17 protein-coding genes are annotated in these 14,687 nt (G+C 45.1%); 15 read left to right on the top strand and 2 right to left on the bottom strand.

The features are described 5' to 3' along the window. Positions 1-5: 5 nt before the first annotated feature. From MHB71_RS12655 to MHB71_RS12620, 8 genes are all read left to right on the top strand, one after another. Positions 6-836 carry a carbohydrate ABC transporter permease gene (locus tag MHB71_RS12655; protein ID WP_100528989.1) on the top strand — a complete coding sequence of 277 codons (831 nt, stop codon included), beginning with the start codon at positions 6-8 and terminating at the stop codon, positions 834-836. A 179-nt stretch (positions 837-1,015) separates the two neighbouring features. After that, entirely contained in the window at positions 1,016-1,486 is a 471-nt protein-coding gene (locus tag MHB71_RS12650) for a hypothetical protein (protein ID WP_076318600.1), read from the top strand. Positions 1,487-1,626: 140 nt separating this feature from the next. Further along, on the top strand, positions 1,627-2,175 hold the full coding sequence (locus MHB71_RS12645; RefSeq protein ID WP_036609037.1) for a glutathione peroxidase: 549 nt from the start codon (positions 1,627-1,629) through the stop codon (positions 2,173-2,175). A gap of 80 nt (positions 2,176-2,255) precedes the next feature. After that, entirely contained in the window at positions 2,256-3,104 is an 849-nt protein-coding gene (locus MHB71_RS12640) for an AraC family transcriptional regulator (RefSeq protein ID WP_235200750.1), read from the top strand. Positions 3,105-3,240: 136 nt separating this feature from the next. Next, the gene (locus MHB71_RS12635; RefSeq protein WP_036609033.1) at positions 3,241-3,495 is read left to right on the top strand and encodes a hypothetical protein; all 255 of its coding nucleotides are present in this window, start codon (positions 3,241-3,243) and stop codon (positions 3,493-3,495) included. Between the two features lie 147 nt (positions 3,496-3,642). Then, the gene (locus MHB71_RS12630; RefSeq protein ID WP_074094703.1) at positions 3,643-4,242 is read left to right on the top strand and encodes a nitroreductase family protein; all 600 of its coding nucleotides are present in this window, start codon (positions 3,643-3,645) and stop codon (positions 4,240-4,242) included. Positions 4,243-4,336: 94 nt separating this feature from the next. Next, on the top strand, positions 4,337-5,968 hold the full coding sequence (locus MHB71_RS12625; protein WP_253507756.1) for an S-layer homology domain-containing protein: 1,632 nt from the start codon (positions 4,337-4,339) through the stop codon (positions 5,966-5,968). A 181-nt stretch (positions 5,969-6,149) separates the two neighbouring features. Then, on the top strand, positions 6,150-7,067 hold the full coding sequence (locus MHB71_RS12620; RefSeq protein WP_340029790.1) for an NAD(P)/FAD-dependent oxidoreductase: 918 nt from the start codon (positions 6,150-6,152) through the stop codon (positions 7,065-7,067). Between the two features lie 115 nt (positions 7,068-7,182). On the opposite strand, the gene MHB71_RS12615 is transcribed toward MHB71_RS12620, so the two are convergent. Further along, the gene (locus MHB71_RS12615; RefSeq protein ID WP_340029789.1) at positions 7,183-7,347 is read right to left on the bottom strand and encodes a hypothetical protein; all 165 of its coding nucleotides are present in this window, start codon (positions 7,345-7,347) and stop codon (positions 7,183-7,185) included. A gap of 297 nt (positions 7,348-7,644) precedes the next feature. Between MHB71_RS12615 and MHB71_RS12610 the strand changes: the two genes are divergently transcribed. The 5 genes from MHB71_RS12610 (at position 7,645) to MHB71_RS12590 (ending at position 11,343) form a co-directional block, all read left to right on the top strand. After that, a complete protein-coding gene (locus tag MHB71_RS12610; RefSeq protein WP_036609024.1) occupies positions 7,645-7,998 on the top strand; it encodes a DUF3243 domain-containing protein in 354 nt (117 codons plus the stop codon). Positions 7,999-8,653: 655 nt separating this feature from the next. Further along, on the top strand, positions 8,654-9,220 hold the full coding sequence (locus MHB71_RS12605; protein WP_340029788.1) for a hypothetical protein: 567 nt from the start codon (positions 8,654-8,656) through the stop codon (positions 9,218-9,220). Between the two features lie 156 nt (positions 9,221-9,376). After that, complete coding sequence (cyoE, locus tag MHB71_RS12600) at positions 9,377-10,234, top strand: heme o synthase (protein WP_340029786.1); 858 nt, start codon at positions 9,377-9,379, stop codon at positions 10,232-10,234. Between the two features lie 387 nt (positions 10,235-10,621). Beyond that, positions 10,622-11,104 carry a tetratricopeptide repeat protein gene (locus MHB71_RS12595; protein ID WP_340029785.1) on the top strand — a complete coding sequence of 161 codons (483 nt, stop codon included), beginning with the start codon at positions 10,622-10,624 and terminating at the stop codon, positions 11,102-11,104. 32 nt (positions 11,105-11,136) lie between these two features. After that, positions 11,137-11,343, top strand: coding sequence for a hypothetical protein (locus tag MHB71_RS12590; RefSeq protein ID WP_340029784.1), 207 nt, complete (start codon positions 11,137-11,139; stop codon positions 11,341-11,343). 40 nt (positions 11,344-11,383) lie between these two features. Here MHB71_RS12590 and MHB71_RS12585 read toward each other — a convergent pair whose 3' ends face one another. Then, on the bottom strand, positions 11,384-12,259 hold the full coding sequence (locus MHB71_RS12585; protein ID WP_282321731.1) for a LysR family transcriptional regulator: 876 nt from the start codon (positions 12,257-12,259) through the stop codon (positions 11,384-11,386). Between the two features lie 166 nt (positions 12,260-12,425). On the opposite strand from MHB71_RS12585, the gene MHB71_RS12580 reads away from it, so the two are divergent. Together MHB71_RS12580 and MHB71_RS12575 are read left to right on the top strand one after the other, a co-directional pair. After that, a complete protein-coding gene (locus MHB71_RS12580) occupies positions 12,426-13,373 on the top strand; it encodes a DMT family transporter (RefSeq protein WP_340029783.1) in 948 nt (315 codons plus the stop codon). 189 nt (positions 13,374-13,562) lie between these two features. Then, the gene (locus tag MHB71_RS12575) at positions 13,563-14,594 is read left to right on the top strand and encodes a LacI family DNA-binding transcriptional regulator (protein WP_340029781.1); all 1,032 of its coding nucleotides are present in this window, start codon (positions 13,563-13,565) and stop codon (positions 14,592-14,594) included. Positions 14,595-14,687 lie beyond the last annotated feature (93 nt).

The following is a 14,687-nucleotide window of genomic DNA, read 5'->3' as shown; positions in this document are numbered from 1 at the left end:
TCCGCATGGAGTCCTTGAGCCAGATTCGAAAAATCATATTGACACTTCTGATGTCCGGGTTTGCTTTGCTGATGATTATGCCGTTTATCTGGATGATCAGCACGTCGTTCAAATCTCCTGCGGACGTATTCACCTATCCCATCCAGTGGATACCCTCCAGCCTGAACTGGGAGCATCATATTAAGGTTTGGAGTGGAGCGGACACCTTTGCGACGTATTATCTGAACTCGTTGAAAATATCGTTAATTAGTACGGTCGGAGCTGTTTTTCTCTCGGCTTTTGCAGCCTATGGCTTCGCACGGATTCAATTCAAAGGTCGGGAGACATTGTTCCTAATCTATCTCTCGATGATGATGGTGCCACCGCAGGTACTCTTTGTACCGAAGTTCCTGATGTTTGAATGGGTAGGCATATATAATACGCATTGGGCATTGATCCTGCCCGGAATGTTCACGATCTTTGGCGTGTTTATGCTACGACAATTTTTCCTGTCCGTGCCATCAGAGATCTCGGAAGCGGCGTTCATCGACGGTGCCGGTCACCTGCGCATATTCTTCAGGCTGATTCTGCCCTTGGCGAAGCCAGCGCTGGCTACACTGGCCATTATTGATTTCTCCTGGCACTGGAATGACTATGAGAATGCGCTTGTGTTCCTGATCGACAAAGACTTGTACACCGTTCCGCTCGGACTGCAGAACTTTATTCTGGAGAATAATGTGGATTACAACGGCATGATGGCCGCTGCCACGGCAGGCATTATTCCGATGATCATCGTTTTCCTCGTGGGTCAGCATTATATCATTCAGGGCGTGGCCGGAAGTGCCGTGAAGGGCTGAAGCTGCTGTCACTGTGATCCCATATAATAACCCTTTTGCTGAACGAAGAGATTTTCGCGGCAGAAGGGTTTTCTGTTGAAAGGGAGAATTAATTCATGATCTGAGTTTATCCATTGGAGGCGATTCTTTATCGGGATTCATGGGACATATTTAAATGAAGGAAGAGGATGTTGTTGAAGATGAGTATAATCATATTTATTGTTTTTATATTGGTTGGTGTTTCTTCGTTCTTTCTAACCTTTTTTCCTAGTTGGATCTTTTTAAATTTGATTGGAGCAGCCATGGCAGTATTTACACTTGGTATGGGGTTGTTTCATGGCATGAAGCAGATAAAAAACATCGTAAAACGAATATCTTTCAAGTGCTGTTGCATCATTTTTGGTATCGGCTTGATATTACTTTTTGCTCCTAAGATAGTGTCGGGTATCCAGGATATAGGTCCTTATCTCTCCCAAGATTACGAAACAGTAACAGGTAAACCGAACTACATAGGATCCATGGGCAAGAAATGGAGGGAACAAACCATCGAAATAAATCAAATGGAATTGATTAACACTCGGGATATCGCCTGGGAAAATCGAGATAAAACGCTGGAAATAAAGTATCTGCCCAGAACCAAATATGTTATGAGTATTAGAGCAGTTGAGTAATCGATATATTTTCAAATATCTCTAAGTCTAATCTGAACGATCAATATCTTCTCCAATACAATAGTTCAAACTTCGTATATAATTAACAATGACATATGATGCTGTATGACTACATAACTATCGCGAGGTGCACTAGACTTATGCCAACCATCTACGACTTTACCGTAACCAGAACCAGTGGAGAGCGTTTCCCGCTCTATCAATATGAAGGAAAACCTGTGCTCATCGTAAACACGGCAAGTAAATGTAAATATACGCACCAGTTCGATGACATGCAGAAGCTGTATGACCAGTACAAGGATCAAGGACTTCAGATTATTGGTTTCCCGTGTAACCAGTTTGCAGAGCAAGAGCCTGGAAGCAGTTCGGAAGCGGAATCGTTTTGCCAGATTAACTATGGTGTGAAATTTCCGATGTTCTCCAAACTGGATGTGAATGGAGAAGCGGCGCACCCGCTCTACGACTTTTTGAAAAGATCAGGGCCTTTTGCAGGCTTTGATGAAACAGATATACAGGCAAAATTATTGAAATTAATGGTGGCTGAGAAGGCACCAGAATGGTTACACGGCGATGCAATCAAATGGAATTTCACAAAATTCCTGATTGATGCAGAGGGTCGTGTGGTCAGACGCTTCGAACCTGTCGACTCCATCGACGAGATTCAAGAGAGTATTAAACAGCTTCTATAATTTCACTTTCATATATCCTACAGGGGCATGATACAAATCGTTTCCCTCTTCCGAACAGGAGGTGCATGAATGTGCCGAGCATGATGCAATTTAGCGCTTCGCTGGAGTATAGTTACCGATCCACCAGCACGTTTAACCCAGGCAAGTCAGATGGATTCCACTCACATCCACATTATGAGATTTATTATTTTCATGATGGAGAATGTACCTATATCATAGGAGACCGGGTATATAACCTGGAGCCGGGTGATCTGGTGTTAATGCATGGCCTGACTCTTCATCGACCACATCCGAAGCCAGGCAGTGCTTATGAGCGAAGCACACTGCATTTTGATCCGTCTGCAATCCGCAGCAGCCTGCATCCGGACCGTATGGCTGAGGTCCTGAGACCATTTGAAGAACTCAGAAATTGCCGGGTCAATCTGAAGGGAGATAACCGCTCTGAATTCGAAGCTCTATTGCATGATCTTCATCGTCTGTCTCAAAGTCAGAGCAATTTCAGGCAAGAGCGAATGAATGTCAGACTGTGTGATCTGTTGTATTTTGTAGCAGAGATCTGCCAGGGTGATGTCCAGGAACAACTTCCCTCATCGGAAAGGGAGCGGCATGTCCAACACATTATTCGTTATGTGGATACCCATTATATGAAGGACATTGGTCTGGATGATCTGGCACTGGAATTACATCTGTCCAAGCCATATCTGGCAGGCATGTTTAAGGAAATGACAGGTTTGACGATATTCAAATACCTGTATGACCGCCGTATCAATCAGGCGAAGCTTTTGTTTCAGTTTCAGCCTGAGATCACCGTGACAGAAGCAAGTCGATTGTCCGGTTTCAAACGCCTTTCGCATTTTAGTCGGATGTTCAAACAAAGTGTGGGATGTTCGCCTGATCTGTACCGTACCCAATTGCATCGCCAATCATAGAAGTCGTCTTTGAGCTGACCAGCTTGTCTGGTTGGCTTTTTTTGTTGATTTTCGTTTGAGGAATGCATACCACTGTGTTTAGAGGACACGCAGAACAGGTAAAGAAAGGTAATGAACCCAGAGGAGGCGAATATGAATGAAACAGCGCACACCGGATCAGAATAACAACGATACCCAACAGGAACAATCCCGTGACAATCCTGAACAATATAAGACAGAGCACGAAAGTCTGCTTGACCGACATGAAGAAGAACAGACTGTAGATCCAATTCCGATGGAAGATCTGAATATGGAAGCTCAGGAAGAGAAGAATAAAGATCAGACAAAAAGTAACTCGTCTACTGAAGAGAAATACCGGGCGGATTATCGTAAAAAGACGGGCGAAGGATAATTTCAATTGCTGTATTGGGCAAACTTGTTGAATTGTTTTTGGTGAATGTATATTTAGTGAAAATACATTAGTTTGTTGACTAATGTATGTTACTATATTATAGTTACTATGTTGGCAATTGAAAAAAAATTTGGGAGGCGAATAAGAATGACAACTTTTTTTGATGCGTTGAAAAACAGAAGATCTTATTATGGAATCAGCAAGGAATCTACAATTTCGGATGCTAAAATCCAGGAAATCGTAGAAGAAGCGGTGAAATATACACCAACTTCCTTTAACTCACAAACATCCCGTGCCGTTGTATTGCTCGGTGAACAACATGATAAATTGTGGAATCACACAGAAGAAATTTTGCGTGAAGTGGTAGGTAATGAAGAAGCCTTCAAATCCACAGCAGAGAAAATGACTGGATTCCGCAGCGGATATGGTACGGTTCTCTTCTTCGAAGATAACAATGCGATCGCACAGCTTCAACAAAATTTTGCAGCTTATGCTGATAACTTCCCAATCTGGGCTAACCAATCCAACGGTATGTTGCAACTAGTAATCTGGACTGCTCTGGAACAAGAAGGTCTGGGTGCATCTTTGCAGCACTACAACCCGTTGATTGACGAGAAAGTGAAGCAAGAATGGAGCATTCCTGAGAACTGGAGATTGATCGCTCAAATGCCATTTGGTAAACCAACGGCAGCACCGGGTGAGAAAGAATTCCAACCAATTGAAGAGCGCGTTAAAGTACACAAGTAAGCTTCGCATTTCCCAACATTTAACCACATACGGCCTCGCTTCAATTTGATACGATGATAGTTGATCGTAATCCAATGAAGCGAGGCTTTTTGACGTGAATAATAGATTAAAAGACATAACGAACCAACGGATATGGAAAACGGTTTTATGCGGGTTATTAACACTTGGATCGGTGGCTGGATACAGCTCTACCGTTCAGGCCGCAACCGTGCAGCAACAGTTTCAGGATACGCACACCAGTTACGCCAAGGATGCCATTACACATCTGGTGGCAAAAGGCATTGCTGCCGGTACGTCAGAGACTACGTTTGAACCGAAGAAAGCCGTTACTCGTGCAGAATTTGCGACGTTTGCGGTGAGATTACTAGGTTTGAAGCCCGTTAAAAATAATATTAATCCCTATCAGGATATAAGCATGAATGCTTGGTATTACGGCAACGTTGCCGCCATGACGAATCTTTTTATTTTGGAGGGTAAGGGTCAGGGAACGTTCCAGCCTAATGCTTCCATTACGCGCGAAGAAGCGGCTGCCCTTCTTGTTCGAATGTTAAAACAACAACCCGTAGAGACATCACTCTTATCTTCAACGTATTTTGACGCAGCGGATATCTCGGACTGGGCACGTCCTTATGTTCAAACGGTATATCAACTTGGACTAATGCGGGGAAGTGGAGGCGTGTTTCGACCACATGACCAGGTAACGCGAGAAGAAGCAGCCGTAATGCTCGATGCCATTTTACAAAAGAAAACATGGTCTGAGCAGTTACAACGTGGGGATGAACTTGGCGTTCAGCTGGGCTGGCAATATAACTCCACTACAACTGAATTCAAGAAACAAGTGGAACAGTCTGAGGTCAACACACTTGTCCCACGCTGGTTTTTCCTGAACAGCAGTATGAAAGTAACAGATCACGCGGACCCTGCATTGATCTCCTGGGCATCAGCCACCGACAGGCAGCTATGGCCATTACTTGGGAATCGTTCCGATTCGGCACTTACCCATCAGATGTTATCCAGCTCAGCCAACCGAGCGGCAGTGATCTCACAGGTAGCCGCTTATGTCAAAACCTATAAATTGGACGGCATTAATGTGGACTTCGAGAATGTTGATCCTGCGGATCGTGAAGGGCTGACGGCATTTGTGACCTCTTTGACAGCTACGTTGCACGCACTCGGTGCTGTGGTGTCCGTGGACGTTTCGCCCGACCTGGGTACTGATTGGACCGATGCATTTGATTATGCCAAACTGGGCGCTGTATCGGATTATATGGTGCTGATGGGATACGAGGAACACTGGAACGGTGATCCGAAAGCAGGATCAGTGGCGTCTCTTCCATGGGTGGAAAAGGCTTTGGATACCATGCTCTCCGAGGTGGTACGTGCCAAAACAATTTTGGCCCTTCCATTGTATACACGAGACTGGTCTTCCGTGAATCCAGCAACCAGCTCTTGGGACATTACATTGGCAGACCAGGGAATGCGTGCGCATGCTACGGGATCTGTAAGACGATGGGATGCAAGTCTGGTTCAATATATTATCGGGTACAACAGTAATGGTAAGCCAAGATATATATGGGCAGAGGACAGTCGTTCGTTATCAGCCAAAGTGTTAATGAGTGAGCAACGGCAAATTGCTGGACTGGCTTACTGGTATATGGGCGGCGAAACAGCCGATGTATGGAACGCCATCTCGAATGCATCGCGATTTGAATCTTATAACTTCTAAATATTCATGAATCTGATAGACTCAATCGAACCGGTATGCTGCCGGATGGTTTGGGTCTGTTTGTTTTGGTATAAGATAAGCAATATCAGGAATCGTTTAAGCTTGGCTGAACGGTTTAATGTATATAAGGACAAACTGTTTAATTAAATTAGATAAATGGAAGTTCAGGAGGAGAAGGAGCATGCGAGAGGTTGATTGCATAATTGTAGGTGGAGGGCTCGCAGGGCTTCAGGCAGCCATTCAGCTTGGACGTTATTCAGCTCATCAGGTGTTGGTAATCGACGCGGGAGAAGGCAGATCGACGTTGTGCCGGACTTATCATAATATCCTCGGTTTCCCCGATGGGGTATCCGGTGAAGAGCTTAGAGAACGAGGCAGGATGCAGGCAGAGCAGACCGGTGTATCTTTTGAGAAAGACCGTATTGTTAAAGCAGGACGTCATGGAGAGATGATCCAATTGTTCGGTACTTCAGGAACTGAATATAGGAGCAAAACCGTGTTATTGGCAACGGGGCTCACGGATAGAGTTCCGGACATTCCGGGACTAACCCCTACGCTGGGCCGAACAGTGTATGTCTGCCCTGATTGCGATGGTTATGAGATTCAGGATCAACGTACGGTACTATTGGGATCTGGCGAACCAGGTGCCAATATGGCGATGATTTTAATTCAGCGTACGAATGATCTGTTATATATCAATCATGAGCAGGCTCCCATATCTGCAGAGCTGCATCGGAGCATGAAAGAGGCGGGAGTTCGTTATCTGGAAGCGGCTGTTCAGGAAGTACAACAGATTGAGGATGGCCATATCACCGGTGTTCTGACCGAAGATGGACAGATTTTTGAGTCGGAGCGTGGATTTATCGCATTTGGAGGCAACCGGGTACACTATGAACTGGCGGAGCAGCTTGGAGCTGTAATCGCAGATAATAAACATGTGGAAGCCGATCCGCGCAGCTTGCAGGCAGCGACTAATGTGTGGATTGCCGGGGATCTGGGCCTGCACGCAGAACAAGCAACCGTTGCGATGGGTGAAGGTTCCATTGCCGCGATCTGGATTCATAAGGCGTTACAGCAGATGACCAAGGATTCACGATGAATTTCACCTCCAACTATGAGGTTGATTATTCAATTGTTCATTACCAAAAAGTCCTCCCAAGCCATGCATGTGGCAGGAGGACTTTTTGAGCTATCTTTTGCTAGGGAGAAAAGGATTACGCTTGTTTATCCGATGAATCCGTTGACTTGGAGGAAGACGTCTTGTCCTTCGAGTCATGGGAGAAGTCTTTGCGAATGTTGTTCACGATATCACCAACCACGCCTTCGATCATATCGGTTGGTCCGGGATTATTTTTGTCTGGATGGATAACGGTATTCACTCCTGGTTCAAGTTCATCATTTGTCTTCTCGTGTTTGGTTTTATCACGTATGGGAAATCCCTCCTGGTTCGATATTGTATAAGGTGTTCATTAACATATCCAAACACCGTTACGTATATGTAAACGATTAACCGCTGTAGTTCTTTTGAAACGTGTACTTGCTCATATATAGAAGATATATACAGAATTGAACGCACTGATTAAACTTCTGCAATACGTTTATATTATAGATAACCAATGAGTATTAAGTTTAAAGCTTGAAACCAATAAACAACTATTATGCAGGAGGTTATTCAGATGAATGAAGAAAATCATGTAATCCATAAAGATGGCCAAGTTTCAACTGACAAGGTGGACAATGCAATTGAGAAGATTGCGCCGGAAGAAAGAGAACAGATTCTACAGAACTTTGATGCATTCAAAGAATACCTGGGTAAACGAATTGCGATGGGTGAGTCGATCGGATTAAGCGAAGAGCAGATGGCCAAAATTGCCGAGAAAGTAGCGGATTATCTGGCAGCTCGGGAGGAACCCCGTAATCGTGAAGAAAAACTGCTTCAGGAGTTGTGGAATGTTGGCAAGGAAGACGAACGCCACATGTTGGCTCATATGCTCGTTCGTTTGGCGCAAAGCTCCACACCCAATCATTAAGATTAGTATCTATGCGTAAGCATAAGAAATACTTTGAGCTGGTCTTCAAACCTGCCAAATACCTGCCAAAAGCTGGAGCGTAACTCTTGAACATATCTGGATCAGGGCAGATAGAGGGTGCGCTAACGAACCTGTGACGTCTTATTCAAGGGTTTGAAAGTCCCGCAGCAATCTAAGGAATCTGACACACGTTATATTGGTATAAACAGCCGTTATTAGCGTGTTTTCAGGGAATTCTGGCAAATAACGTGTCTCATGTTCCTTACAAAATAAAAGGACCGCCAGATGGCCAAATAAGACGTCCTCGGTTCTTTAGTCGATTGGACCATTCGTCAGGACTAGGCAGCTTGGACTTCAGATGTTTGGGACACAGACATCCTTCAACGTATCACTTGCCTGAGTTTAAAAGACACACCCCAGTTAATAACCCCTGAATGGCGATGCCTTCAGGGGTTATTGCCGTTTGCGGAGACTACAGACAGGAGTGATGACGCACATTGTAACTATTTTTAATCTGGCTGATACTTTTATAATCCCTGTTCGAAGTATGATAGGAAAAGAAAGAACGTTGGAATCGATAGTTCACATGAGCGTTTGAGAAGCAAGACTTCCGGTTAAGGAATAGTAACGTTCATATTAAGGAGAGATGTTACCTATGAAGAACGCGACAAAACAATGGAAACTAGGAATGATCGGTGCAGTTGTTGCTTTACTTGGTATGATTGTGCTGACTACATATTTACTTACCCCTGCGAATGCTCAAGGTAGTACGGACGCTCATCAAACTTCTGCGAAAGAAGCTCAAGTTGCAAACTCCGAGATGTTTACAGCCTATGTTGAAGGTATGCATATAGAAGACGGCAAATTGTTTATGACAGTGGACAAGATTGGCTGGTATCAGGGTGAAGAGGCCGATGCGATTTTTGCACAGCGCAATCCGGAAGCAGGTATAGATGGTGCTCCAGATGGTTACTATATTGTCAACGATAGCAAAGAGCAGGAACAAGTTGAGGTTAGTGCCAATGCTGAAGTGTTGATGCAGTTGTATGATCGGGATGGTACGATGCAGGGCGCAGACATTCAGTGGAATGAACCTGTGGCATTATCCAAGTTCGAATCGTTGTATGAGAATACCCGTATTCTTGATCTATCCGTATTCCCGTATCATCTGACGGTGCAGGACGGAAAAGTTACTAAAATTGTGCAACAATACATCCCATAAAATAAGATGAAATTCATCATCAAGCATTCCTCCTGTTCATTGGAACGGTGAGGGATGCTTTTTGGTTATGACAAATTCATGAAAGCGATTGTAATTAATGGTAGGTACATGTATCATTATTGGAATGGCGTTTTTACATAGTTCAGGAGGAGCCTCATGCTTAAAGACATGATTGCATTAACTAAGCCCGGACTTCTAAGGTTAAATGTGTTTGCGGTGGCGGTAGGATTCTGGGTAGCTTCAAAATGGGATATCAACTGGTTATCTCTGCTCATGGTCGTGATTGGATCAACTTTGGTTATTGCTTCAGCTTGTGTTTTCAACAATTATTGGGATCGTGAATTGGACCAAAAGATGGAGCGCACCAAAAAAAGGATGGATTACATTAACCATCTGAAGCCAGGGTTTGTACTTGGCTATGGCATTATCCTTGGTGTTGTGGGACTAGCAGTACTATTTTTCCTGGTGAATCCGTTATCAGGGTGGATGGCACTGCTTGGGTGGTTCGCTTACATCGTGATTTACACGATGTGGTTGAAACGCAGTTCAACGTGGAGCACGTCGCTGGGTGGAATTGCGGGAGCGATGCCGCCTGTCATCGGTTATACCTCTGTAACCAATGAGATTGATGCAGGTGCCTGGTTGCTGTTTGCACTATTATTCTTGTGGCAACCACCACACTTCTGGTCATTGGGTATTCGCCGGGTAGAGGAGTATCGCGCTGCGGGCTTCCCGTTGTTGCCAGTGGTTAAAGGGGTGAAACGCACCAAGTTTCAGATGATTCCTTATGTTTTTCTGCTGCTTCCTGCTGTATTCCTGTTGTATTATTACAACTACGTAGGTCTGGTATTTCTGATTGTATCTCTGGTCGGTGGACTGATCTGGTTTGTGCATACCCTTAGCGGACTGAAGACACAGGATGATGAGAAATGGGCAAAAGTGAACTTTCTGATCTCGGTTAATTATCTCATGCTCGTATTTATTGTTATGGTAGCGAATACGGTATGGTCATAATTAGACGATGAACAGATCATTTTCAGAGAGATTTCAGCTTAAGCTATATAAATTGGACTAAACATTTACACAAAACGGAGAGGACAGAAAGAACCTGAAGAAGCGAAAGCGTTCGCCTTTATCCCCGGATTTTCACCTTTGTTAAAATGATTCGAAAAATCCGGGGATAACAGCGATCGGAAGGTTGTTCTGTCATCGAAGTGTCCAGTGGAAATATGCTTTAGTCCATTTTTTATAACAAGCTGCATCGAATGAAAAAGCACACTATGGAATAGCGTTTGAACAACCTTGAGTTGTTACAACATATTCTCTAGGGTGCTTTTTTGGTATAATAAAACAATTGAATTATATATGTGGAAATTATAATGCAAGATGGGAAGTGACAGCATGAGTAATTTGGAACAGGGCGTGCGATGGAGACAGGAAGGCAAGGTGCAGGAAGCGATTGAACTTTTGCAAGAGATTACAGTCCAGGAACCCGAGAATGCCAATGTCTGGTATCAGCTGGCTTGGGCACATGATTCGCTTGGATTGGAGCGGGAAGCTGTCCCGCATTATGAGAAGGCACTAAGTCTTGGTCTTTCTGGTGAGGACAGAGCAGGGGCAATACTCGGGCTGGGCAGCACATATCGAACGCTTGGACAGTATGAGCAGGCAAAGGTTTGGTTTGAAAAAGGGATGAAAGAATTCCCGGCGTACCGGGAATTTGAAGTTTTCTATGCCATGGTGCTCTACAATCTGGGTGAACATGCAGAAGCGATGCAACGACTGCTCGTGCAACTTGCGGACACATCAAGTGACAAGAGAATCAATGACTATAACAGAGCAATCCGTTACTACGCAGATCAGCTCGATCGGGTGTGGGAATAGATCGAATACACAGAAAAGGGAGAGATGGATGAATGAACTCCAATCAAGATCTGAAACAGGTAAATGAGAGGTTGGATCAAATTGAGCGAAAGCTGGATAACCTGGGAGGCAGTCAGCAGAACAAACGCTCACCTGGCGTGCGCTTCCTGATTGGTTTTGGCATCACGATTGCGATTATATCTGTACTGCTGCTGACTCTTGGTGTTATCCAATTTGTGAGTAACGTGAGTAATGGATAGAAAAAGTCGATCATGACGACAGGTAGTGAGTTCTCCAAATTTACATTACCTGGCCGAGCCACTGTTGTACCTCTTCAATGAAACGCCGCGTAGCTGGCGACAGATTGCCCAAAGATGGGCAGGCCATGCCAATTGTACGATAAGGATCTCCAGAGAGTGGCACGAGCGCGAGTGAATCGGTATGATTTTGAAGAACCATTTCCGGAAGCAAGCTGATACCGAGGCCATTACGGACCATCGCCATAATGGCTTGATCCTCGGCTACTTCATAGACGACATTGAGCTTGGCCGCATGCTGCCGGATCAGTCGTTCAATCTCGTTATCTCCACCCCACTTGGGCAGAATAAAGGGTTGTTCCAGTAAAACATCAAACGAAACAGACTCCTCTGAGGCGAGAGGATGATCCAGAGGCAGGATGCACATCATCCTGTCTTTTTGCAATGGGATCGTCTCAAAAGGTGATGAATCGCCGAGGGATAGAAATCCGAGATCGATGGCACCTCCAGCTAGCCAGCCCTCAATCTCAGCATAATCGCCTTCCCACAGCTTAATCTCAATTCCGGGATGACGCAGGCGAAATTGTTTCAGGATGCCCGGCAACCATTGTGTGGAGACACTTGCGAAGGTACCAATACGCACCGTACCAATCTCAGCGCCGCGAATGAGGGAGATTTCCTGGTTCATGAGTTCCGTCCAGCGCAGAATCTCACGTGTGTATCCCAGAATGCGTTCCCCTTCAGCGGTAACCCGCACACCGGAGCGGCTGCGATGGAGCAGGGAAAAACCACATTCTGTCTCCAGACTGGCGATGGCATGGCTGACTGCGGATTGGGTGATGTTCAACGCTTCTGCCGCTTTGGTGAGACTGCCATATTCCACAACGGTATTTAATATTTCGTATTTGATCAGTGACATGGAATGGTTCCGTTCCTTCCCATTTTTTATGCATGAATTTATTTCATATAATCCATTATAAATATTCATTTTTATAATGCAAAGAGATCGTTTATACTTGCCAAGGCGAGTTAGTTTGACGCACGATCACACAGATCAGAATACATAGAATGAAGGTTGAAGCAAGATGAATGGTGTACAGGTTAATCAAGGTCAGACAACAAGAAGAGCGGACATACAGATGCTGCTCGCAACGGTTATATGGGGATCTTCCTATCTGTTTATGAAATCGGGTCTGGAGTCCATGCAAGAATTGAATCTGGTCGCATTTCGTTTTGGAATTGCCTTTATTGCGGCAGGACTTCTTTTTCATCGGCGGTTGTTTAAGATGGATCGCAGAACACTTGTGGCAGGAGCCATTATGGGAACGGCTTTATTCGCTGCATTTGTATTTATCACCTATGGTGTGCAACGAACAACGACATCCCAAGCGGGATTCTTGATAAGTTTGGCTGTTATTTTTGTACCTATACTGACGACTATCCAACATCGTCGTATGCCGGATAAACGATTGACACTCAGTATCCTGGTTGCCGTTACCGGGCTTGGCTTGCTGACGCTTCAGCATCAGCTTAGTCTGCACACGGGAGATATTCTCTGCATACTAGCAGCACTTGTGTATGCCATCTATATCATGATTGCTGGCAAGTTCACACCGAAGCATGATCCGTTAACATTGGGAACAGTTCAATTGGGTGTTGCAGCGATGTGGGGAATTGCAGCTACATTTATGCTGGAAACGCCACGTATGCCCGATACGGCTGAATCCTGGGCAGCCATTCTTGGCTTAGGTGTTTTGTGTAGCGGCTTGGGGTATATTCTGCAGACACTCGCGCAGCGTCATGCCTCTCCCACAAGAACAAGTCTGATTTTTTCACTCGAACCACTGTTTGCAGCAGCCTTTGCATTTACCTTTCAAGGGGAATCGCTAACGTTGCAAGGGTATGCGGGAGCAACCCTGATGTTGATTGGTGTTCTGATCACAGAGATCAAACTTCCACAGCCTATCTTCTGGCGCAGAAAACGCCCGGTTTTACAGTCGGAACTCGGGGATCAGGGAGCACCAGGCGTATAATTGGCGGACAAAGGGTCCTTTCGTCATCTTCTATGGAAGGTGGGGAGAGGGCCTTTTTTGGTTATGTCGCACACCTTGTGAAACAGATAAACTACTACCTAACAAAAACAGAATAACATAACCTTGTTTTGTTGATTTTTGTTTTTTATGCTACACTGAATGGAAAATTAGGAAAAACGGGTGAGTAGGATGGCCAAAAGAGTAACGATACAGCAAATTGCGGATGCTGCGGGGGTATCCAAATTCGCAGTCTCCCGTGCGCTGACGGGCAAGCCTGGTGTGAGTGAGCATACACGCGAGATGATTGTCAGAACAGCGGGGCAGCTCGGGTATTTCAGAACTGAGCCTAAGCGTTATCCGGGGGAGACACAGATATCAACGGAGATGAAGCCAGAAGCGGAGCGACAAGGCACCATATTGATTTTGTTTCCCAACATTCGTTCTCAGAATCGAGCTTCCTTATACTGGGGGCCTGTGTTTGATGGCATTTCTGAGAGGTTGAATGAGAAGGGGATGGATATTTTAACGCTGACAGAACCCTCTTCAGATCGAATGTTCTCGGTCCTTAATCCCGAAGCGATCAGCGGAGTCATTACCGTGGGCACCATCTCGACATCGGTATTGCTGGAGATTTACAGGCTGCGTATTCCGCTTGTCATGGTGGATCATGAAGACCCTGCCATATACGCAGACTCGGTTTTTACGGACAATATGAAATGTATGAAAGAACTGGTTCTCATGCTCGTTGGTAAAGGGTATAGAAGGTTCCAGTTTGCCGGGCAACTGCCCGATGCAGCAAGTTTTAGAGAACGCTGGCTTGGATATCGTATGGTGCTGGAAGAGAAACAGTTGGAGGGGGAACAGCAAGACGGCTTGCTGGGACCAGAGTATGATCAGATCCGGAGATCCATTGCTGAAATGGAGCTGGAGGATATCCCTGAAGTTATCGTGTGTGCAAATGACCATACAGCTGTCATTGTCATTCAGGCACTCCAAAGTCGAGGCATTCAGGTGCCCGAACGTTGTGCCGTAACCGGATTTGACAATACGCAGACGGATGAACCCATTCTTGCTTCGGTACATATTAACAAAGAGAATCTGGGAACGAGAGCAGTAGACCAGCTATTGTGGCGGATCAAACACCTGGATGAACCTTATGAACGCAAGCTGATCTATTCGGAATTAATTATTCGTGATGAATATAACGCCAGTATACTGTAACGGGATATGAATTTACGGGCTCATTTTAACAATGATCATACGGGTAAATGAAATCAGGTGAAAGACATGGAGAGGTTAGAGCTTCATGTCTTT

Origin of the sequence: Paenibacillus sp. FSL H7-0940, from assembly GCF_037979415.1 — a bacterium.
Taxonomy (GTDB): Bacteria; Bacillota; Bacilli; order Paenibacillales; family Paenibacillaceae; genus Paenibacillus; species Paenibacillus amylolyticus.
The sequence above is the reverse complement of the archived record's forward strand: the minus strand, read 5'-3'. Positions and strand labels throughout refer to the sequence as shown.